Origin of the sequence: Acinetobacter pittii (genome assembly GCF_022449185.1) — a bacterium.
Taxonomy (GTDB): Bacteria; Pseudomonadota; Gammaproteobacteria; order Pseudomonadales; family Moraxellaceae; genus Acinetobacter; species Acinetobacter pittii_I.
Genome location: NZ_JAKUKO010000006.1, coordinates 236,786 through 258,803 on the forward strand (window position 1 = coordinate 236,786; position 22,018 = coordinate 258,803).

Genomic DNA, 22,018 nt, shown 5'->3' on the forward strand with positions numbered 1-22,018 from the left:
TTTTTTGCCATATTTACAAATAAAATGATGAATATAGATTCATATCTATAAAAAAGATCCTGATTTTATATAAAAATCAGGATCTTATGGAAAATTTTTGATTTAACTTATCGAATTACCATGCCTTTTGTAAGATCTCTCGGATATCTTTCAGGCTTGCTTCTTTAGGATTGTAAATAATTGAGCCGTCATTTAGTGCTTTTTCTGCAACTTCATCGAGCTGTGCTTCAGTTACTTTTCCAGTTTCACGTAAAGTACGTGGTAACTTGGTTAAGGTAAATAAACGATCACGCATTGCCAAAATTGTTGCAATCGCTCTGTCTGCACGTTGAGCTGCTGGAGTTTGTGCATAGATATCAGCACCAGCTAATGGTAATAGTAATTCACCAATTTTCTGGCCATTTACCTGTTTATTATATTCAAGTACATAGGGTAAGAATAAATTCATGCATAAACCGTGGGGCAGGTGAGCAACAGCACCTAAAGCATGACCTAAGGAATGTACAAGGCCTACCATTGAGTTAGAAAATGCAATACCTGCCATTGTAGAGGCTTGTGCTAGTTCTAAACGACCTTGTGAATCGTTTGGATTTTCTAGCACATTAAATAGGTTTTCACTAATCTTTTTAATTCCAGCACTTGCATAAGCATCGCTAAGTGGGTTGGCAGCCATACATGTATATGCTTCAACACAATGTGTTAAAGCATCCATACCTGTCATTGCAGTTAAATGAGGTGGCAATGTAAGTGTCATGCGTGGATCTAAAATCGCTGCATGTGGCATTAAGTAATAAGAAGCAAATGCCAATTTAACATTCTTTTGCGTATCTGAAACCACAGCAACCATAGTTACTTCAGATCCCGTACCTGATGTAGTCGGAATGACGAAAAATGGTTTTAATGGTTTTGGTAAGTTGTGTGCACCAGAATATTGAAGTAAGTCATCTCCACCTTCAGATACTAAAATGTTAGTTGCTTTAGAAGTATCGATAACTGAACCACCACCTACAGCAATAATCGCATCGCATTTATTCTTGCGATAAGCTTCTGCGGCAAGACGAACGACTTCTAAGCTTGAGTCTGGTGGAACATCATCAAACACATGACCAATGACAGCATCAGTCGTGCTGAATGCAGCTTCAATCGGGTTGAGTAAGCCATTTGCGCGCACACCTTTATCTGTAATGATGAGCGGGCGTTTTGCGCCTAAAGTTGCAAGTTCAAACGGAATATGTTCTAACGCAGCATTACCGGCAATGACTTTTACAGGACAAAAGAATTCGTAATATGGTTTAGCCATGTTATGCGCTCCGCTTGAAATAGGACTTAGCTACTTTTAAGTAAATATTTGCAGCTTCGTTGAATTTTTCTTTTAGGGTGAGTTCGGTTGGGTATTCTTTGACTGCAAGAGACGCAACCAATTTAGGTAAAATAAGAGATTCCATTTTATTTAGACAGCGTACTAAGCGAATGGCAGCAGATACATCCCCATCAGCAATCATTCGGTCATTAGCAAATGCTTGAGCAGTACTTTCTTGAAAAGAAAATACTAAAAAGGCATGAGTTACATGTTTGAATGTAATAGTTAAGTCTGGCTTTCTTTCAGCTCTTTTGAGTAGCTCTAACTGTTTGTCTTCTGTGACTCGAGCAAAAAATGCTGGTCCATTTGGGAAAACATTCATTGAAAGTACAAAGTGAACAGGAAATTTAGATACTTCCTCTTGTATTTCAGTGTCCACTTGACTTGCCATGACTAAGCCACGACCAACAACATCCATCATGAGCTTAACGTAGGCAAGTTGCAGAGTAGGCTTTACAGCTTTTGTCGAAATCACTCGCGTATCCCTTGTTAAAATTATGCAAAAGCAAATTTAGAGTAATTACTCTAATCCATTTTTATTTCATCGCAAAGCGATTTATTCGGTTTTGACTTCTGGGTCATTAAAGTACCCAGTGTTCTTAATATACTCAATAAAGTCTTGGCAAAGTTGAGTGAATGATGGATAAGGAGTCACCAAATCTTGTATACGCACCATTTCTAAGCCTGCGTAACCGCAAGGATTAATAGTTTGGAACCCATCTAAAGCACAGTTCAAGTTTAATGCTAATCCATGATAGCTACGGCCACGACGAATTTTAAAGCCTAAGGAACCAATCTTACGGCCATCGACATATACTCCTGGAGCATCAGGCTTAGCATACGCTTCAATTCCGTATTTTTTTAAAACATCTATCATGAATTGTTCAGCAAAACTGACCAATGTTCGTACGTTCCATTTTAGACGATTAAGATCAAACATGAAGTAAGCAACAAGTTGACCAGGTCCATGCCAAGTCACTTGTCCACCACGGTCAGTTTGCACTACAGGAATATCTGATGAAATTAGGATGTGTTCAGGTTTACCAGCTTGACCTTGAGTTAAAACATTATGATGTTGAAGTAACCATAACTCATCGGGCGTATCTTGATTTCGCTCATTTGTTAAGAGTTTCATGGTTTCAAATTTGCTTTGATAATCTTGTAAATCGTTCCATTGCCGAATGATTAAGTTAGGTTTATCAAGGCTCATCACAATCTCTTCCTATAATTAGTTTATGCGGCGCCCAGTTAATATCTACTAGATAAAAGCCGAAAACCTTGTAATTTTAAAGGATTTTATAAAAGGAATTCTAAATATTTGTAAGGTTTTTCGTGGTAGGGAGGTTTTTAAAATTTCCAAAAAAATACCACAGTAAGAATGCCTGACTGTGGTATTGATTGAAGAACTTAAAATTAAAGCGCAGTTCTAATCTGCGGACAAGCAGCCAAGTCAGCATAGAGTGCATGAACTTGTTCTAATTCTTCAAAGCGCAATTGTGCTGTTAAAGAATGATACTTGCCGGTGCGAGATTCTTGAACTTTTAATGTTGAGTGGTCGAAGTCTGGAAAATGTTTTACCAAAATATCGACTACAGCAACACGTAATTCTTCACCCGCATCGCCAATAAGCTTAATTGGATAATCCATCGGAAATACCCAAAGATGTTCTTGTAGTTCGCGAGATGGAGTGCGGTCTAACATAAGTTACCTCATGATTTGAAACGCCTGCATTATCGCAGGCGTTTATAGCTCTTTCTATTAAATGGGGCTTGGTTTTGAAATTTCAAGCTTTCAAAACTTAGTCATTTTCCAAGAAAGAACGTAAATGTTCAGAACGAGAAGGGTGACGTAATTTACGCAATGCTTTCGCTTCAATCTGACGGATACGTTCACGTGTTACGTCAAATTGTTTACCTACTTCTTCAAGTGTGTGATCGGTTGGCATATCAATACCAAAACGCATCTTCAATACTTTTGCTTCACGTTCAGTTAAGTTTTCCAATACTTCACGAGTTGCTTCTTTTAAGCCTTCTGAAGTCGCAGCATCAATTGGAGAAGTGATGTTTTGATCTTCAATGAAATCCCCAAGATGTGAATCTTCATCATCACCAATAGGTGTTTCCATCGAAATCGGTTCTTTAGCAATTTTAAGTACTTTACGAACCTTAACTTCATCCATTTCTAAACGTTCACCTAATTCTTCAGGTGTTGGTTCACGGCCCATTTCTTGTAACAATTGACGAGATACACGGTTGATCTTGTTAATCGTTTCAATCATGTGTACTGGAATACGAATCGTACGAGCCTGATCGGCAATCGAACGAGTAATCGCCTGACGAATCCACCAAGTTGCATAAGTCGAGAATTTATAACCACGACGGTATTCAAACTTGTCTACGGCTTTCATCAAACCAATGTTCCCTTCTTGAATCAAGTCAAGGAACTGTAAACCACGGTTGGTATATTTTTTCGCAATTGAAATTACCAAACGGAGGTTGGCTTCCACCATTTCTTTCTTAGCGCGACGTGCTTTCGCTTCGCCAATCGCCATACGTTTCGAGATATCTTTAATTTCAGCAACGCTTAAACTAAGCTCTTTCTCAATATCTGCAATCTTTTGTTGGAATGCTAAAACATCTGGACGAACTTTTTCTAAATGCGCCTTGATTTCAGCAGGTGCTTTAGCAATTTGTTCATCTAACCAAGCTGGATTAGATTCTTGTTTAGGGAAAGATGTACGGAATTGAGTACGGTCCATACGGCCACGACGTACTGCATAACGCATGATTTCACGTTCATTGGCACGAATTTGCTCATGTGTACCACGAATCATTTCAGAGATAATGTCAAATAAACGTGGTGTAAATTTAAACATCATGAACACAGTAGCTAAAGCTTCTAAAGCTTCTTCAGCCTCTGGACTGTTACGACCATGTTTTTCAACAACAGCTTTTGTTTTAGCCCAAGCAGCTTCTAGTTCAGTAAAACGAACTTTTGCAACCTCAGGGTCTGGACCTGAATCGCCTTCAGAGTCATCATCACCTTCAGACTCTTCTTCTTCATCGTCATCATCAAGCTTAACTTCTTTCGTTGATTTTGAAGATGATTCATCTTCTTCTTCAAGCTCTTCAACTTCTTCTAAAACTTCTGGAATATCTTCATCAGTTTCAGGATCGAGGTAGCCTGATAAAATATCGGCAAGACGGCGTTCGCCAGTTAAAAAATCATTATATTCTTTTAATACAACTTCAACAGCATTTGGCCAGTAAGCAATTGAATTAAGGACATCACGGATACCTTCTTCAATACGTTTGGCAATGCTGATTTCACCTTCACGGGTTAACAGTTCAACTGTACCCATTTCACGCATGTACATACGTACAGGGTCTGTCGTACGTCCAGGTTCATTTTCAACCGATGCAAGTACGGCAGCAGCTTCTTCTTCAGCAACCTCATCAGTTGCGTCAGCCGACTCACCGAACATGGTATCGTCAGATTCAGGTGCACGCTCGTGTACAGGAATACCAACGTCTTGAAGCATTTGAATAATGTCTTCAATCTGTTCGCTTTCAGTAATCGAGTCCGGCAGATGATCGTTAACCTCAGCGTAAGTTAAGTAACCTTGTTCTTTGCCTCGGCTAATCAGAGCCGCTACTTGAGAAGTAGGGGAATGCATATCGCTCATCTTTGCTTACTCTTTGTTGAATCTGTGGCAGTGAAAAACCGTGCATGATAGCACAATTTGCTTGAAATGTTTTGGCTTTGATCAGTAACCGTTAAATAAAAAATATCTTTGAATTCACGTCTGTTTTTTGAATATTGGGATAAAATCATTTTTTTCAAGCTTAAATCATCGAAAAAATCATAGAATTTTTTTTTGATCAAAAAAATAGTTCAGCTTTATAAATACACAATTTTTTGGGCGAAAAAAAGTACAAATATGCAGTTTAATGAAAAAAATATAAATAAAACTTGACACGATTTAATAACCAAGATAAATAGCGGCTAGACCCATTCACATTTTTTCATTAGAGGTAGTTTTAGTGTCTTCTACAGATTTTGAATTAGATGATAACTACGGTGATGATGATGATGTCGGTTTTGATGAGTCATCAGGCAAAATCACTGCGAAAGAATCATTAGAAAAACGTAGATTAATTGATGATCTATTGGCTCAACGCCGTTTAGAGCGTGAGTTAAAAGATTTTGATTACGATTTAGACGATGATGATCTTGATGATGAAGACTAATCAAATCTGAATAGGGCATCGTCAGCTTAGATGCTATGCTATCGTAGATTTCTTTTTTATAGTCAGGTAACACAATGAGTGCGTTAGATTTAGACCAATTAAGTGAATATCTAGATGGAGACCACAATGAGTATGGTCTGGATTTCGCTGCAACTCATGGTTTTCTGTGTGCAATTGCAGTAGGCCCTCAGTTTGATCGTTGGTTAGATGAATTATTCGATAATAACCATAAGAAAGTTCCTGCCGAAATTATTCAGCAGATCAAAGCGTGGTTAGAATCAATTCGACAAGACTTAGCAAATGAAAATGGAATTGAATTTCCGTTTGAAATTGAAGAAGCTGATGTTGAGTCTAGCTTAGGCGACTGGAGTGTTGGATTTGTTGATGCGATGTTCTTAAATGAAGATGCATGGTTTGCACCTGAATATGAGGAACAATTAATTGATTTAACTTTACCAATGATGGTATTTAGTGGAATTGATGAAGAAGATCCACAGATGGAATCTTTCCGTCGTAATGGACAGTTAATGGATGAACTGGCAGAAGAAATCCCAGATAATTTGAATGAATTATACTTGATGTATCATACGCCAAATTAACTTATTAGAAGAAATAATAAATAACGTCCTTTCTAGGGCGTTTTTTATTGTAAAAAAATTAGTGGTATAAATAAAAAAGGGCAGTTAGAAATCTAAATGCCCTTTAAAAACTATATTATAGTTTTATAGGCGTTTACGCTTTGCAGCAGCAATTTGTGACTGGCGCATACGGAAACCAGCTTTTTGCTTTTCAGTGGTTTTGTCGATGCAATAAACGCAAGAAACACCGTGTTCGTAACTTGGTAGAGCAGACTCTTCAGGAGTTAAAGGCCAGCCGCAAGCATGACATTTAATATTCACGCCTTCCTCAACACCATGAGTTACAGCAGTACGTCCGTCAAATACGAAACATTCACCTTCCCATAAGCTTTCATCAGCAGGGGTTTCTTCTAGGTACTTAAGGATACCGCCTTTAAGATGGTAAACCTCTTTAAATCCTTCTTGAAGAAGTAAAGAAGTTGATTTTTCACAGCGAATACCACCAGTACAGAACATCGCAATTTTTTTGTCTTTATGTTGCTCTAATTCTTTCTTGACGTATTCTGGAAACTCACGGAATGTTTCAGTTTTAGGGTCAATTGCGCCCTTAAATGTACCCGCTTTATATTCGTAATCATTACGTGTGTCGATTAAAATTACATCATCACGTGCGATTAAATCATTCCACTCTTTAGGATCAAGGTAGTGACCGACTAAGTCACGAGGTTTAACCTCAACACCTAAAGTCACAATTTCTTCTTTAAGTTTAATTTTCATTTTGCGGAAAGGTTTGTCAGAACTAAGGGATTCTTTGTATTCCATAGCGCCAAAGCCTTCATTGAGCAAAAATTGATGTAGTGTATCAATTGCTAAGCGATCACCAGCAACAGTACCATTAATTCCTTCACCTGCTACAATCAGAGTTCCACAAAGGTTAATTGTTTTCACTAAGTCTAATAAACGTTGTTGAAGATCGGCAGGATCTTGAACTTCTTTAAATTGATATAGTGCTGCAACAACCCAACCTGCGGTCGCTTGCTGTTCTACAGGTGCAAGCTGTTCTACAGTAGCGTTCATGGAAAACTCCAAATGTATTAAGATAGAAATTTAAGGCGCATATTTTAGCGCGAAAATTAGTAATAAGCGAGAAAACCATAAAAAGTATATGGTTTATTTAAGGAGTTTGTTTTGAGTAATGATCATCGAACGCTCTCTCTCACCCCATGTGCAGGGCGTTGTTCAACAGTTTTTGGTGATCAGGTTTGTCGTGGTTGTCGCCGTTTTAACCACGAGGTGATTCAATGGAACACTTATACGGCAGAGCAGCGTTTAGCTGTATGGAAGCGTTTAGATGATCAATTGAATCAAATCTTAGTGCCGATGTTGCCTCATGCAGACTTGCAGCATGTTGAGGGCTTTATTTTAAGTAAGCGTGTTCGGTTAATGGAAGGGGCGAGCCAAGGCCGTAAGCTTTATCACGCCTTAAAAATATGTGAAAAAAATAAACATCTAGCACACGAGAGTGGTTTGGGTATTTCGGAGTCTCAAGTCAAAACGATATGGGTTGAGTTTGAAAGACGTGTTTTAGCTTTGGCTAAAGCGAGCTATGAGTTGGCTTGGTTGCGAGCAGATGGAATTAGCCATCACTTATTAACTATGTATGAAGAAGAATAAGTCTAGAGTAGAAAAAGAGGTAAATAAAAAAAGCTGCCAGAAGGCAGCTTTTTTCATTAATTTTCTTTCGAATATTAACGTTTAATGTCGCGTTGAGTTTCACCAGTATAAAGCTGACGAGGACGACCGATTTTGTAAGGACCGCTGTGCATTTCTAACCAATGGCTGATCCAACCAACTGTACGAGCAAGAGCGAAGATTACAGTAAACATTTCTGTTGGGATACCAATCGCTTTAAGGATGATACCTGAGTAGAAGTCTACGTTAGGGTAAAGTTTACGCTCAACGAAGTACGGGTCGTTCAATGCGATACGCTCAAGTTCCATAGCAAGTGCTAATTGAGGATCGTTGATACCTAAAGCTTCAAGAACTTCGTCACAAGTTTGCTTCATTACTTTAGCGCGTGGGTCGAAGTTTTTGTAAACGCGGTGACCGAAGCCCATAAGCTTAACTTCTTTGCGTTTAACTTTTTCCATGAACTCTGCAACGTTTTCAACGCTACCGATTTCATCAAGCATCTTAAGAACTGCTTCGTTTGCACCACCGTGAGCAGGTCCCCAAAGTGCAGAGATACCAGCAGAGATACATGCATACGGGTTTGCACCAGTAGAGCCAGCAAGACGTACTGTAGATGTAGAAGCATTTTGTTCGTGGTCAGCATGAAGCGTGAAAATACGATCCATTGCGCGAGCAAGAACAGGATTAACTTTGTAATCACGGTCAGCAGGAGTAGCAAACATCATGTGCAAGAAGTTTTCCGCATAACTTAAATCGTTACGTGGATAGATGAATGGTTGACCTACTGTGTATTTGTAACTCCAAGCAGCAAGCGTTGGAATTTTTGCAATTAAGCGAATTGCAGTGATTTCACGGTGATTGATGTCTTCAATATCCAGGTTGTTATGATAGAACGCAGATAATGCACCTACAACACCAACCATGATTGCCATTGGGTGAGCATCACGACGGAAACCATTGAAGAAACGGCTAACTTGATCGTGAACCATAGTGTGAGCACGTACTTTCGTATCAAACTCAACTTTTTGTTCAGCAGTTGGGAGCTCGCCATTTAATAATAAATAACAAGTTTCAAGATAGTCTGCTTGAGTTGCTAACTGATCAATTGGGTAGCCGCGGTGTAATAAAATACCTTTGTCACCATCAATGAAAGTAATTTTAGATTCGCATGCGGCTGTCGCCATAAAACCAGGATCGAAAGTAAAATGACCTTCTTTCAGTATGCTGCTGACATCAATTACATCTGGACCTAAAGTGCCACTGTAGATTGGTAATCCAATTTCTTTGCCATCAAGATGTAATACGGCTTTTTTGCCATTTGCTTCAGACATTCAATAGATCTCCTGTCCTGGTGAATGTTGATCTGACTCGAAATCCTAATGTTCTCATGTGCGAATCAGACGGTGTCAAAATTTGCTATAAGATTAGTGAGTACTGAAATTTTGTCAATTATACTTATGGATAAAAAATGACGTTCCCACAGAGAGTTAGTCATCAAGACCCGAGCAAAAAAGTCAGTAAAATCACTGCATCGGGATGGTATAATAAGTCAATTCAACAAGAACGTGCAGAAAAAAAATGAAGGATGAGTACAATTGTAAGCAAATTTATAAATTGCAATTTAGAATAATAAGGCGGTAGAAAATGCCAATCTGCTTAAAAAAATCATAAAACTCATGGTGTAATTTCAAATTTACACTCAAAAAAAATGGTATTTTTATTTAGTTGTAACAAAGAATATTGTTCTTTTTTTAAGTTTAATTGTATAAAAAATAGCTCATCAGACCACTTTAAAATCATAAGAACTGTTTTTTAATGAAATTCACTTTCGAAAAATTAGTATAGATCGCTTAATATCTATCTGAAATATAAGTCTGTTCACTTATTTGAAATGTGGCTCACATTGAAAATAGGAGGGTATTGCGATCATTTTTCTATTGATATGAGGAATTTATAACTTTATCTTTAGTCTAAAATCGGCTTATTTAAAAGAAATTTCAGAAAAAATGAAATTAAATAAAAAGTTATTTTAAACAAGGACATGATGTATGTAGGTGTAGTTTTTTTATTGACCTAATAATGTAATATTGTTTTGAATGATTCTTATTTAATGGTTTTTTGCTGAAATGGCAAAGTGGATTGTTTGTATTTTGATACTTCGCGTTTTATAATTCAGTGTCGTTTATAGGTTAGGCATGAGCTGTGCTTGCCTAACAATGCCAGCTTTCCTTGGAATTAATTCAACAAACTCCGGTCGGAGTTTCTACCTACAGGATGCCCGCTGTGAAAAGCAACAGACCTGTCAATTTGTCCATGGGTCAGGTGTTAGCGGTAAATTTACGCTCACCCGTGGCTATTGCATCAATTTTACACCGTTTATCAGGTGTCATCGTTTTCTTATTAGTACCAGTTCTCTTATGGATTCTAGATAAATCATTATCTTCACCAGAAGGATTTGACTACGTTAAAAATGTCGTTTTTGGAAATATCCTTGTACGTTTTGTTGTTTGGGTATTTGCAGCCGGCTTGATATTCCACTTTATTGCTGGAGTTAAGCACTTACTTGCAGATTTAGGTTTTGCTGAAGAACTGCAAAGTGGTCGTATTGCAGCGACAATTTCATTGATCTTATCTGTGGTAGCCATTATCGCAGCCTTTGTATGGATTATGTTCTAATGAAAAGTGCTACAGGTTTAACTGGTTCAGGTTCTCGTGATTGGTTTATCCAGCGTGTAAGTGCGGTTGTATTAGCAGCTTATACTGTTGTTCTTTTTGGTTGGATTCTCTGCAAAGGTGGATTTGACTATCAACAGTGGGCTGGTTTCATGATGACATTACCAATGAAGATTTTTTCTTTATTGGCAATTTTATCGCTTATCGCACACGCATGGATTGGTATGTGGCAAGTTTTCACTGACTATGTCACTACTCGTCAAATGGGTCCTTCAGCGAAAGGTTTACGCCTTGTACTGACGACGGCTGTCATTATTGCAGTGTTTGTGTACGCAATCTGGGGTATCCAGATTTTCTGGGCGAATTGATAGGAAGATATCATGGGCGCGATAACCCCTAAAGAAGATTATTCAAATATTCAAAACCTCACTTTCGATGCAGTTATCGTTGGTGGTGGTGGTTCTGGTATGCGTGCATCTTACCAACTTGCTCAAGCAGGTTTAAAAGTTGCAGTACTTACTAAAGTTTTCCCAACACGTTCACATACAGTTGCTGCTCAGGGCGGTATTGGTGCGTCGTTAGGTAACATGCAAGAAGATAACTGGCATTTTCACTTTTACGATACGGTAAAAGGTTCTGACTGGTTAGGTGACCAAGACGCAATTGAATTTATGTGTCGTGAAGCACCAAAAGTTGTGTATGAACTTGAACACATGGGTATGCCGTTTGACCGTAACGCTGATGGTACAATTTACCAACGTCCGTTCGGTGGTCACTCTGCGAACTATGGTGATAAACCAGTTCCACGTGCTTGTGCTGCTGCTGACCGTACTGGTCACGCATTATTGCACACGCTTTATCAAAGCAACGTGAAAATGGGTACTCAGTTCTTCGTTGAATGGATCGCGCTTGATTTGATCCGTAACGAAGCAGGTGATGTTCTTGGTGTAACAGCGATTGACCAAGAAACTGGTAATATCGCAGTATTCCAAGCAAAAGCGACATTGTTTGCGACCGGTGGTGCTGGTCGTGTTTACCGTGCATCAACAAATGCTTATATCAACACTGGTGACGGTCTTGGTATGGCTGCTCGTGCTGGTATTCCATTACAAGATATGGAATTCTGGCAATTCCACCCTACAGGTGTTGCAGGCGCAGGCGTATTGTTAACTGAAGGTTGTCGTGGTGAAGGTGCAATCCTTCGTAACAAAGACGGCGAACCGTTCATGGAACGTTATGCACCAACTTTAAAAGACTTGGCTCCACGTGACTTCGTATCACGTTCTATGGACCAAGAAATTAAAGAAGGTCGTGGTTGTGGTCCAAAAGGTGATTATATCTTACTAGATATGACTCACTTGGGCGCTGACACAATCATGAAGCGTTTACCATCTGTATTTGAGATTGGTAAAAAATTCGCGAACGTTGACATTACTAAAGAACCAATTCCTGTAGTACCAACAATCCATTATCAAATGGGTGGTATTCCTACAAATATGCATGGTCAAGTGTGCTTACCTGAAGCAGGTACAGACAATTACACTAAACCTGTAAAAGGTTTCTATGCAATTGGTGAATGTTCTTGTGTATCAGTACATGGTGCAAACCGTTTAGGTACTAACTCACTTCTTGACTTGGTTGTATTTGGTAAAGCTGCTGGTGAGCACATTATCGACTACGTAACTAAGCATCATGGTGATGAATATGCACCACTTCCAACAAACGTATTAGAGCAAACTTTAGATCGCGTACGTAAATTGGATGAATCAACTTCTGGTGAAAATGCACAAGAAGTTGCTGATGCGATTCGTGATATCGTTCAAGACCACGCTGGTGTATTCCGTACTCAAGCTTTGCTTGATAAAGGTGTTAAAGAGATTCTTGCTCTTGAACCACGTGTGCGTAACATTCACTTGAAAGATAAATCTAAAGTATTTAACACTGCACGTGTTGAAGCGCTTGAAGTTGAAAACTTATATGAAGTTGCAAAAGCTACATTAATTTCAGCTGCTGCGCGTAAAGAGTGTCGTGGTGCGCATACTGTAGTTGATTATGAATTGCCAGCTGATCACCCAACTTATTCATACGGTCGCCGTGATGATGAGTGGATGAAGCATACTTTATGGTATTCATCAGACAATCGTTTGGAATATAAGCCTGTGCGCTTCAAACCGTTGACTGTTGATGCAATTCCACCAGCACCACGTACATTCTAATCGGGAGTATAAAGATGAGTAGAGGTACTCGTACATTCGAAATCTACCGCTATGATCCTGATAAGGATAAAGCGCCGTACATGCAAACTTTCAAGCTTGAATTGACTGATAAGCACCGTATGTTGCTTGATGCATTACTTGCTTTGAAGGTTCAAGATGAATCATTAACGTTCCGTCGTTCATGCCGTGAAGGTATTTGTGGTTCGGATGGTGTAAACATTAATGGTAAAAATGGTTTGGCTTGTTTATGGAATTTAAATGACCTGCCTGAGAAAATTGTAATTCGTCCATTACCAGGTTTGCCGGTTGTTAAAGATTTGGTTGTTGATATGAACCAATTCTATGATCAATATGACAAAATTCAGCCATTCTTGATCAATAACCAACCAGCTCCACCTAAAGAGCGTTTACAGTCTCCTGAAGAGCGTGAACACTTAAATGGTTTGTATGAATGTATTCTTTGTGCATGTTGTTCAACTTCATGCCCATCATTCTGGTGGAACCCTGATAAATTCTTGGGTCCTTCAGCATTGTTGAATGCATACCGTTTTATTATCGACTCTCGTGATACTGCTACTGCAGACCGTTTGGCTCGTCTTGACGATCCATTCAGTTTGTTCCGTTGTAAAGGTATTATGAACTGTGTGTCAGTATGTCCTAAAGGTCTAAACCCTACTAAAGCAATCGGTCACATCCGTAACATGCTATTAGATCAAGCGGGTTAATTCTGCACAAATAGAAAACGCGCATCCTTGATGTGCGTTTTTTTTTAATTTTATAATGTAAACTTTAGACTTTGGTCGAAAAGAGCGAGGATTTTATATATTGCACCATATATTAAAAGATAAAATCGCTTATGTATTTCGCTAATTTATAGGTGGTATGTGTCAAAAAAATCAATCGTTGTTTAAGAACATGATACGATTTGCCACAAAGTTATAGGTGAAAAAAGCGTATACTAGTGAAATTAATTTAAGTAGCACGATCTTAGATCTGTGCTTAATTTTTATGGTTAAAGTCATTTTAGAAAAGTTAATTTTAAAGTTAATTTTTCTAAAAAGATTTGCAAAAAATTGCTCGGTTTTAATCGAGTATAAGGTGAGTGATGATGCCATTGAGGGCGTTGTGATTCATTAATTACCTATGGAGTTTTCTCTCTAGGTAGTATGACGCCCCATGGTCTTAGAGACCTGTTGGGTAAGTAGTGCCTTTTTTACCAATTTGGCATTATGCATCATGGGTGTGCTTAAAAGGCAGCCTGTAATATTTTTTGCAATAGGAAATGGGTCCACAAATGCAAGAAGTTGCTGACGCATTGCGTCTTGACACTGAACTTTCCGCTGATAGTGCAGCGTATATTGAAGAACTTTACGAGCAGTACCTGACTTCCCCAACCTCTGTAGCTGAGGACTGGCGCCAATATTTCGATAAATATCCAAAGGGTGACCAACCACACAGCGCTGTGCGTGAGCAATTCCTATTACTAGGACGTAATGCTAATCGTGTTCAACCTGTTGTACAAAGTACTGTAAGTACTGAGCATGAGCGTCGTCAAATTGGCGTTTTACAACTTATTGCTGCTTATCGTAATCGCGGACATCAAAAAGCTAAATTAGATCCATTAGGTCTTGCTAAGCGTGAAGAGATTCCAGATTTAGATCTTTCAGCTCACGGTTTAACCAAATCAGATTTAGACACTGTATTCAATACCGGCAATCTTGAAATCGGCAAAAGCGAAGCAACGCTTGCTGAAATGATTGAAGCAATGGAATCAATCTATTGTGGTTCGATCGGTGTTGAATACATGCATATCGTGGATACAAAAGAAAAACGTTGGATTCAACAACGTCTTGAAAGTGCTCGTGGTAAATTCAATTACTCAAATGACCAAAAGAAAGGCTTCTTAGAGCGTTTAACTGCTGCAGAAGGTCTTGAAAAATATCTTGGTAATAAATACGTCGGTGCTAAACGCTTTGGTGTTGAAGGCGGCGAATCTTTTATTCCGATGGTAAACGAGATTATTCAGCGTGCTGGTGCTGTAGGTTGTAAAGAAGTTGTTATCGGTATGCCACACCGTGGCCGTTTAAACCTTCTTGTGAATATTATGGGTAAAAACCCTGCGGACTTATTTGGTGAGTTCGAAGGTAAATCAATTCATAAAAAAGGTTCTGGCGACGTTAAATACCACCAAGGTTTCTCAAGTAATGTAATGACTCCAGGTGGCGAAGTTCACTTGGCATTAGCATTTAACCCATCTCACTTGGAAATTGTTGGTCCTGTAGTTGAAGGTTCTGTACGTGCACGTCAAGTACGTCGTAGAGACATTGGCGGTGATGACGTTTTACCAGTTATTGTTCATGGTGATGCGGCATTTGCAGGTCAGGGCGTGAACATGGAAACCTTCCAGATGTCACAAACTCGTGGCTATACGGTTGGCGGTACAGTTCATATTATTGTGAACAACCAAGTAGGTTTCACAACTTCTGATCCTCGTGACGCACGTTCTACAGAATACTGTACAGACGTTGCTAAAATGATTCAGGCGCCAATTTTCCATGTAAATGGCGATGATCCTGAAGCTGTTATCTTTGCTACTCAATTAGCACATGATTTCCGTCACGAATTCCGTAAAGATGTTGTTATCGATTTGTTCTGTTATCGTCGTCGTGGCCATAACGAAGCAGATGAGCCATCTGGTACACAGCCATTGATGTATCAAGTAATTGCGAAGAAAGCGACTACTCGTACACTTTATGCTGATCAACTTGTTCAAGAGAAAGTACTTGATCGTGCTGAAGCAGACCAAATGGTTGAAGATTACCGTTCTGATCTAGAAGCGGGTAATCATGTAGCAAATGCATTGATTCTTGAACCAAATACCAAAATGTTTGTTGACTGGACTCCATATTTGGGCCATGACTACACAGACGATTGGGATACTTCATTTGACTTAAATCGCTTAAAAGAATTAGGCGAGGGCATGAGCAAACTTCCTGAAGGGTTTGTAATGCAGCGTCAGGTTCAAAAAGTAATTGAAGACCGCGTAAAAATGCAAACTGGTGAAACTCCATTAAACTGGGGTGCAGCAGAAACTTTAGCTTATGCAACTTTATTAGATGAAGATTATCTAGTTCGTATTACTGGTGAAGACGTGGGTCGTGGTACCTTCTCACACCGTCATGCGAAATTGCATAACCAAGCTGATGGTTCAACTTACATTCCACTTTGTCATGTGAAAGAGAACCAACCACGTTTTGCGATTTATGACTCTCTTTTATCTGAAGAAGCAGTTCTTGCATTCGAATATGGTTACGCAACTACAATTCCTAAGAGCTTGATTATTTGGGAAGCACAATTTGGTGACTTCGTAAACTGTGCTCAAGTTGTGATTGACCAGTTTATTGCTTCTGGTGAGACTAAGTGGGAACGTGTTTGTGGTTTAACAATGTTGTTACCACACGGTTTCGAAGGTCAAGGCCCAGAACACTCATCAGCTCGTTTAGAACGTTTCTTACAGTTATGTGCTGAAGACAACATGCAAGTGATCACTCCAACGACACCTGCACAGATTTTCCATGCATTACGTCGTCAAGCTGTACGCCCAATTCGTAAGCCATTGATTGTAATGTCACCGAAATCTTTACTTCGTCATAAACTTGCGACTTCTACTTTAGAAGAGCTTGCAAATGGTTCATTCCAAACTGTAATTGATGAAATCGATCAAATTAACAAGTCAGATGTAACTCGTCTTGTACTTTGTGGCGGTAAAGTTTATTACGACTTACTTGAAAAACGTCGTGAACAAAACTTAACTAATGTTGCAATCGTACGTATTGAACAGTTGTATCCATACCCAGAGCAACGTCTTGCGGAAATCTTGGCTGCATATCCAAACGTCAAAGAACTTGTTTGGGCACAAGAAGAGCCGAAGAACCAAGGCGCATGGTTATTTATTGCACCGCGTTTATATGACGATATCTTAAAATCTGGCAAACAAATCCGTATCAGTTTTGCAGGTCGTGAAGCTTCTGCTGCACCAGCTTGTGGCTCACCGTACTTGCATGCAAAACAACAAGCTCAGCTAATTAATGATGCATTGGCAATCGAAGCTGAACAATCAGGAGATTCTCAATAATGGCAACCGAAATTAAAGCACCGGTATTCCCAGAGTCTGTTGCAGATGGCACCATCGCAACTTGGCATAAAAAGGTGGGTGAACCTGTATCACGTGATGAAGTAATCTGTGATATTGAAACCGACAAAGTTGTTTTAGAAGTTGTTGCTCCTGCAGATGGTAGCTTGGTTGCAATCATTAAAGATGAAGGCGATACAGTTCTTTCTGACGAAGTTATTGCTCAATTTGAAGCTGGTGCTGGCGCAGCTGCTGCTCCTGCAGCAGTAGAACAAGCAGTTGCTCAAACTCAAGCTGGTGCAGCGCCTGTTGTTGAGCGTACAGAAACTGTATCTGATCAAGCTCCTGCAGTTCGTAAAGCATTAACTGAATCTGGTATTGCTGCTGCTGACGTACAAGGTACTGGTCGTGGTGGTCGTATCACTAAAGAAGATGTTGCAAACCATCAAGCTAAACCAGCTGCTAACGTTACTCCTTTAAGTGTAGCTGTTGGTGAGCGTATCGAAAAACGCGTTCCAATGACTCGTTTACGTAAGCGTGTAGCTGAGCGTCTTCTTGCTGCAACTCAAGAAACTGCAATGTTAACTACATTCAACGAAGTTAACATGAAGCCAATCATGGAATTGCGTAAGCAATATAAAGATGCTTTTGAAAAACGTCATGGCGCTCGTTTAGGCTTCATGTCATTCTTCGTTAAAGCAGCAACTGAAGCGCTTAAACGCTACCCAGCTGTAAACGCTTCAATTGATGGCGATGATATCGTTTATCACGGTTACTACGACATCGGTGTTGCAGTATCTTCTGATCGTGGTCTTGTTGTACCAGTATTACGTGATACTGATCGTATGAGCTATGCAGAAGTTGAATCTGGTATTGGTGCATATGCTGCTAAAGCACGTGATGGTAAATTATCTATCGAAGAAATGACTGGTGGTACTTTCACAATCACTAACGGTGGTACTTTCGGTTCATTACTTTCAACTCCAATTTTGAATCAGCCACAAACTGGTATCTTGGGTATGCACAAAATCCAAGAGCGCCCTATGGCTGTAAATGGTCAAGTTGAAATCTTGCCAATGATGTATTTAGCACTTTCTTATGACCACCGTATGATCGATGGTAAAGAAGCTGTAGGTTTCTTGGTAGCAATCAAAGAATTGTTAGAAGAGCCAGCTAAACTCATCCTTGATCTTTAATTTCTTCGAATAATATTACCGAGGTAGAGTGATCCTCTATCTCGGACCATGGAGATAAACAATGTCTCAACAATTTGATCTTGTTGTTATTGGCGGTGGTCCTGGTGGTTATGAAGCTGCGATTCGCGCTGCTCAACTAGGTTTTAAAGTCGCTTGTATCGAAAAACGTATTCACAACGGTAAGCCATCTTTGGGTGGTACATGCTTAAACGTAGGTTGTATTCCTTCTAAAGCATTACTTGACTCTTCTCACCGTTACGAAGATACAGTACATCACTTAGCTGATCACGGTATCACTACAGGTGAAGTGAATTTTGATCTTGCTAAGCTTCTTGCTCGTAAAGACAAAATTGTTGACCAATTAACTGGTGGTATCGATCAATTGCTTAAAGGCAATGGCATTGAATGGTTAAAAGGTACTGGTAAATTACTTGCTGGTAAAAAAGTTGAGTTCGTTTCTCATGAAGGTGAAACTCAAGTTTTAGAACCTAAATACGTGATTCTTGCGTCTGGTTCTGTGCCTGTAAATATTCCAGTAGCTCCTGTAGATCAAGATATTATTGTTGATTCAACTGGTGCATTGAACTTCCCAGAAGTACCTAAGCGTTTAGGTGTAATTGGTGCAGGTGTAATCGGTTTAGAGCTTGGTTCTGTTTGGCGTCGTCTTGGTGCTGAAGTTGTTGTTTTTGAAGCAATGGATGCATTTTTACCAATGGCTGATAAAGCTTTGGCAAAAGACTACCAAAAACTTTTAACTAAGCAAGGTCTTGATATTCGTATCGGTGCTAAAGTTTCTGGTACTGAAATTAATGGTCGTGAAGTGACTGTTAAATACACTCAAGGCGGCGAAGAAAAAACTCAGACTTTTGACAAATTAATCGTTTGTGTAGGCCGTAAAGCTTATGCAGAAGGTTTATTGGCAGATGATTCAGGCATTAAATTGACTGAACGCGGTCTAGTTGAAGTAAATGATCACTGTGCAACTTCTGTAGAAGGTGTATACGCGATTGGTGACTTGGTTCGTGGTCCAATGCTTGCTCATAAAGCAATGGAAGAAGGTGTAATGGCTGTTGAACGTATTCATGGTCATGCAGCTCAAGTGAACTATGACACAATCATTTCTGTTATCTATACACATCCGGAAGCGGCATGGGTTGGTTTAACTGAAGAACAAGCTAAAGAAAAAGGTCATGAAGTTAAAACTGGTCAATTCGGTTTTGCTGTAAATGGTCGTGCTTTAGCGGCGGGTGAAGGTGCTGGTTTTGTTAAGTTTGTTGCTGATGCAAAAACTGACCGTTTATTAGGTATGCATGTTATTGGACCTGCTGCATCTGATATCGTACACCAAGGTATGATCGCTCTTGAATTTGTATCTTCTGTTGAAGATCTTCAGTTAATGACATTTGGTCATCCAACATTCTCTGAAGTTGTTCATGAAGCTGCACTTGCTGTAGATGGTCGTGCAATTCACGCGATTCAACGTAAGCGTAAATAAAATAAAGAGCGGTTCTCCGCTCTTTTTCACATTCGATGGTGTGATTAAAAAAGCATCAAGGTGAAAGACGTAGACAGCAATTTGCATATGTAACATGAGAATGTTGCGCAAATTGAAGACAACAAACAAAGTTAAGTAGGTAACTAAATGAACTTACATGAGTATCAAGCTAAAGCGTTATTGAAAGAATATGGTATGCCAGTACAAGAAGGTATCTTGGCTACCAATGCAGACGAAGCAGTTGCTGCATTTGAACAGCTTGGTGGTAAATTCGCGGTAATGAAAGCGCAAGTTCATGCTGGTGGTCGTGGTAAGGCTGGTGGCGTTAAAGTTGCAAAATCTAAAGAAGACGTTATCGAATTTGCAAACAATATCATTGGTACTCGTCTTGTAACGTATCAAACAGATGCAAATGGTCAACCAGTAAACAGTATTATTGTTGCTGAAGACGTATACCCAGTTGAGCGTGAGCTTTACTTAGGTGCGGTTGTAGACCGTTCTAGCCGTCGTATTACTTTCATGGCTTCTACAGAAGGTGGTGTAGAAATCGAGAAAGTTGCGGAAGAAACTCCAGAAAAAATTATCAAAGTTGAAGTTGATCCATTAGTTGGCTTACAACCATTCCAAGCACGTGAAGTTGCGTTTGCTTTAGGTTTGAAAGACAAACAAATCGGTCAATTTGTAAAAATCATGACAGCTGCTTACCAAGCATTTGTTGAAAATGATTTTGCTTTATTTGAAATTAACCCACTTTCAGTTCGTGAAAATGGCGAAATTTTATGTGTAGACGCGAAAGTAGGTATCGACTCTAACGCGCTTTACCGTTTACCTAAAGTTGCTGCTTTACGTGACAAATCTCAAGAGAATGAGCGTGAATTAAAAGCATCTGAATTTGATCTTAACTATGTTGCTTTAGAAGGTAACATCGGTTGTATGGTTAACGGTGCTGGTCTTGCAATGGCAACTATGGACATCATTAAACTTTATGGTGGTCAGCCTGCAAACTTCCTTGACGTTGGTGGCGGCGCAACTAAAGAGCGCGTAATCGAAGCGTTCAAAATCATCCTTGCTGATACATCTGTACAAGGTGTTTTAATCAACATCTTTGGTGGTATCGTACGTTGTGACATGATTGCTGAAGCGATTATTGCAGCGGTTCAAGAAGTAAATGTAACTGTTCCAGTTGTTGTTCGTTTAGAAGGTAACAACGCTGAGTTAGGTGCTAAATTACTTGATGAATCTGGTTTGAAATTAATTTCTGCAAACGGCTTGTCTGATGCCGCAGAAAAAGTTGTAGCTGCAGTTAAAGCGTAAGGGGAGTATCAATCATGAGCGTATTAATTAATAAAGACACTAAAGTATTGGTACAAGGTTTTACTGGTAAAAACGGTACTTTCCACTCTGCACAAGCTTTAGACTACGGTACAAAAGTTGTTGGTGGTGTTACTCCAGGTAAAGGTGGTACTACTCACCTTGACTTACCAGTATTCAACACAATGAAAGAAGCTGTACGTGAAACGAATGCAGATGCATCTGTAATCTATGTACCAGCTCCATTCGTTTTAGACTCAATCGTTGAAGCGGTTGATTCAGGTGTTGGTCTAATCGTTGTGATCACTGAAGGTGTTCCAACAATCGACATGCTTAAAGCAAAACGCTATTTAGAAACTAACGGTAACGGTACTCGTTTAGTTGGTCCTAACTGTCCAGGCGTGATCACTCCGGGCGAATGTAAGATTGGTATTATGCCTGGTCACATTCACCAACCAGGTCGTATTGGTATCATCTCACGTTCAGGTACATTGACTTATGAAGCTGTTGCTCAAACAACTAAGCTTGGTTTAGGTCAATCTACTTGTATCGGTATCGGTGGTGACCCAATCCCAGGTATGAACCAAATCGAAGCGCTTCAATTGTTCCAAGACGATCCAGATACTGATGCAATCATCATGATCGGTGAGATCGGTGGTACAGCGGAAGAAGAAGCTGCTGAATTCATCAAATCTAACGTGACTAAGCCTGTAGTAGGTTACATTGCTGGTGTAACTGCTCCTAAAGGTAAGCGTATGGGTCACGCTGGTGCGATCATTTCTGGTGGTCAAGGTACTGCTGAAGAGAAATTCGCTGCATTTGAAAAAGCAGGTATGGCTTACACTCGTAGCCCAGCTGAGCTTGGTTCAACTATGTTGCAAGTTTTAAAAGAGAAAGGTTTAGCTTAATCGCTTTACGTTGAATCTTAAAAAGCACCGCATCTGAAAAATGATGCGGTGTTTTTTTATTTATTAAAGAAAAATCAGAGTTTTTATAAGTATAGCTGATTCATAAATAAAATTTTTAGGCAAAAAAATACGCAATGATTGGGGTGGTCATTGCGTAGAACAACGAATCTGTAAAAACAGTTTCGGTTTAAGGAGAAATGTCGTGAG

At 39.5% G+C, this 22,018-nt stretch carries 21 protein-coding genes; 13 read left to right on the forward strand and 8 right to left on the reverse strand.

All coding sequences use genetic code 11. The annotated features are described in order from the left end of the window. Window positions 1-115: 115 nt before the first annotated feature. From MKX14_RS14560 to rpoD, 5 genes are all read right to left on the reverse strand, one after another. Complete coding sequence (locus tag MKX14_RS14560) at window positions 116-1,300, reverse strand: iron-containing alcohol dehydrogenase (protein ID WP_046813144.1); 1,185 nt, start codon at window positions 1,298-1,300, stop codon at window positions 116-118. 1 nt (window position 1,301) lies between these two features. After that, the gene (locus MKX14_RS14565; protein WP_005072911.1) at window positions 1,302-1,835 is read right to left on the reverse strand and encodes a hypothetical protein; all 534 of its coding nucleotides are present in this window, start codon (window positions 1,833-1,835) and stop codon (window positions 1,302-1,304) included. 81 nt (window positions 1,836-1,916) lie between these two features. Then, a complete protein-coding gene (lipB, locus tag MKX14_RS14570) occupies window positions 1,917-2,570 on the reverse strand; it encodes a lipoyl(octanoyl) transferase LipB (RefSeq protein ID WP_240282792.1) in 654 nt (217 codons plus the stop codon). Between the two features lie 203 nt (window positions 2,571-2,773). Further along, window positions 2,774-3,061 (reverse strand): YbeD family protein, encoded by a 288-nt coding sequence (locus tag MKX14_RS14575; protein WP_002116017.1) that lies wholly within the window; start codon window positions 3,059-3,061, stop codon window positions 2,774-2,776. Between the two features lie 97 nt (window positions 3,062-3,158). Next, window positions 3,159-5,045 (reverse strand): RNA polymerase sigma factor RpoD, encoded by a 1,887-nt coding sequence (rpoD, locus tag MKX14_RS14580; RefSeq protein ID WP_002116414.1) that lies wholly within the window; start codon window positions 5,043-5,045, stop codon window positions 3,159-3,161. Window positions 5,046-5,403: 358 nt separating this feature from the next. On the opposite strand from rpoD, the gene MKX14_RS14585 reads away from it, so the two are divergent. Both MKX14_RS14585 and MKX14_RS14590 read left to right on the forward strand, forming a co-directional pair. Then, on the forward strand, window positions 5,404-5,610 hold the full coding sequence (locus MKX14_RS14585; RefSeq protein WP_002116495.1) for a PA3496 family putative envelope integrity protein: 207 nt from the start codon (window positions 5,404-5,406) through the stop codon (window positions 5,608-5,610). A 74-nt stretch (window positions 5,611-5,684) separates the two neighbouring features. Next, complete coding sequence (locus MKX14_RS14590; protein WP_002116105.1) at window positions 5,685-6,209, forward strand: YecA family protein; 525 nt, start codon at window positions 5,685-5,687, stop codon at window positions 6,207-6,209. A 123-nt stretch (window positions 6,210-6,332) separates the two neighbouring features. Here MKX14_RS14590 and MKX14_RS14595 read toward each other — a convergent pair whose 3' ends face one another. Then, window positions 6,333-7,265 (reverse strand): rhodanese-related sulfurtransferase, encoded by a 933-nt coding sequence (locus MKX14_RS14595; protein ID WP_240282793.1) that lies wholly within the window; start codon window positions 7,263-7,265, stop codon window positions 6,333-6,335. 111 nt (window positions 7,266-7,376) lie between these two features. Here MKX14_RS14595 and MKX14_RS14600 point away from each other — a divergent pair, with 111 nt between their 5' ends. Then, window positions 7,377-7,862 (forward strand): DUF1289 domain-containing protein, encoded by a 486-nt coding sequence (locus MKX14_RS14600; protein ID WP_005064555.1) that lies wholly within the window; start codon window positions 7,377-7,379, stop codon window positions 7,860-7,862. A gap of 74 nt (window positions 7,863-7,936) precedes the next feature. Here the strand turns inward: MKX14_RS14600 and gltA are convergent, their stop codons facing one another. Next, window positions 7,937-9,211: a citrate synthase gene (gene gltA, locus MKX14_RS14605; protein ID WP_002116327.1), complete on the reverse strand. Its 1,275-nt coding sequence runs from the start codon at window positions 9,209-9,211 to the stop codon at window positions 7,937-7,939. 343 nt (window positions 9,212-9,554) lie between these two features. Beyond that, on the reverse strand, window positions 9,555-9,680 hold the full coding sequence (locus tag MKX14_RS14610; protein WP_238517355.1) for a hypothetical protein: 126 nt from the start codon (window positions 9,678-9,680) through the stop codon (window positions 9,555-9,557). A gap of 474 nt (window positions 9,681-10,154) precedes the next feature. Between MKX14_RS14610 and sdhC the strand changes: the two genes are divergently transcribed. The 10 genes from sdhC (at window position 10,155) to sucD (ending at window position 21,811) form a co-directional block, all read left to right on the forward strand. Next, the gene (gene sdhC, locus MKX14_RS14615; protein ID WP_075384165.1) at window positions 10,155-10,556 is read left to right on the forward strand and encodes a succinate dehydrogenase, cytochrome b556 subunit; all 402 of its coding nucleotides are present in this window, start codon (window positions 10,155-10,157) and stop codon (window positions 10,554-10,556) included. After that, the gene (gene sdhD / locus MKX14_RS14620) at window positions 10,556-10,921 is read left to right on the forward strand and encodes a succinate dehydrogenase, hydrophobic membrane anchor protein (RefSeq protein WP_000833672.1); all 366 of its coding nucleotides are present in this window, start codon (window positions 10,556-10,558) and stop codon (window positions 10,919-10,921) included. Before sdhC ends, sdhD begins: the two co-directional genes overlap by 1 nt. 12 nt (window positions 10,922-10,933) lie before the next feature. Further along, window positions 10,934-12,769, forward strand: coding sequence for a succinate dehydrogenase flavoprotein subunit (gene sdhA / locus MKX14_RS14625; protein ID WP_002116225.1), 1,836 nt, complete (start codon window positions 10,934-10,936; stop codon window positions 12,767-12,769). Between the two features lie 14 nt (window positions 12,770-12,783). Further along, window positions 12,784-13,494, forward strand: coding sequence for a succinate dehydrogenase iron-sulfur subunit (gene sdhB, locus MKX14_RS14630; protein WP_002116292.1), 711 nt, complete (start codon window positions 12,784-12,786; stop codon window positions 13,492-13,494). Window positions 13,495-13,777: 283 nt separating this feature from the next. Continuing rightward, a complete protein-coding gene (locus tag MKX14_RS14635; RefSeq protein ID WP_002116082.1) occupies window positions 13,778-13,906 on the forward strand; it encodes a hypothetical protein in 129 nt (42 codons plus the stop codon). A gap of 157 nt (window positions 13,907-14,063) precedes the next feature. Continuing rightward, window positions 14,064-16,904, forward strand: a complete 2,841-nt coding sequence (gene sucA, locus MKX14_RS14645) for a 2-oxoglutarate dehydrogenase E1 component (RefSeq protein WP_125739281.1) — start codon at window positions 14,064-14,066, stop codon at window positions 16,902-16,904. Continuing rightward, window positions 16,904-18,097, forward strand: coding sequence for a 2-oxoglutarate dehydrogenase complex dihydrolipoyllysine-residue succinyltransferase (gene odhB, locus MKX14_RS14650; protein ID WP_240282794.1), 1,194 nt, complete (start codon window positions 16,904-16,906; stop codon window positions 18,095-18,097). Before sucA ends, odhB begins: the two co-directional genes overlap by 1 nt. Window positions 18,098-18,158: 61 nt before the next feature. Further along, window positions 18,159-19,592: a dihydrolipoyl dehydrogenase gene (gene lpdA / locus MKX14_RS14655; protein ID WP_002116053.1), complete on the forward strand. Its 1,434-nt coding sequence runs from the start codon at window positions 18,159-18,161 to the stop codon at window positions 19,590-19,592. A 147-nt stretch (window positions 19,593-19,739) separates the two neighbouring features. Next, window positions 19,740-20,906, forward strand: a complete 1,167-nt coding sequence (sucC, locus tag MKX14_RS14660) for an ADP-forming succinate--CoA ligase subunit beta (RefSeq protein WP_001048573.1) — start codon at window positions 19,740-19,742, stop codon at window positions 20,904-20,906. Between the two features lie 14 nt (window positions 20,907-20,920). Next, complete coding sequence (gene sucD, locus MKX14_RS14665) at window positions 20,921-21,811, forward strand: succinate--CoA ligase subunit alpha (RefSeq protein ID WP_000114637.1); 891 nt, start codon at window positions 20,921-20,923, stop codon at window positions 21,809-21,811. Window positions 21,812-22,018: the final 207 nt, after the last annotated feature.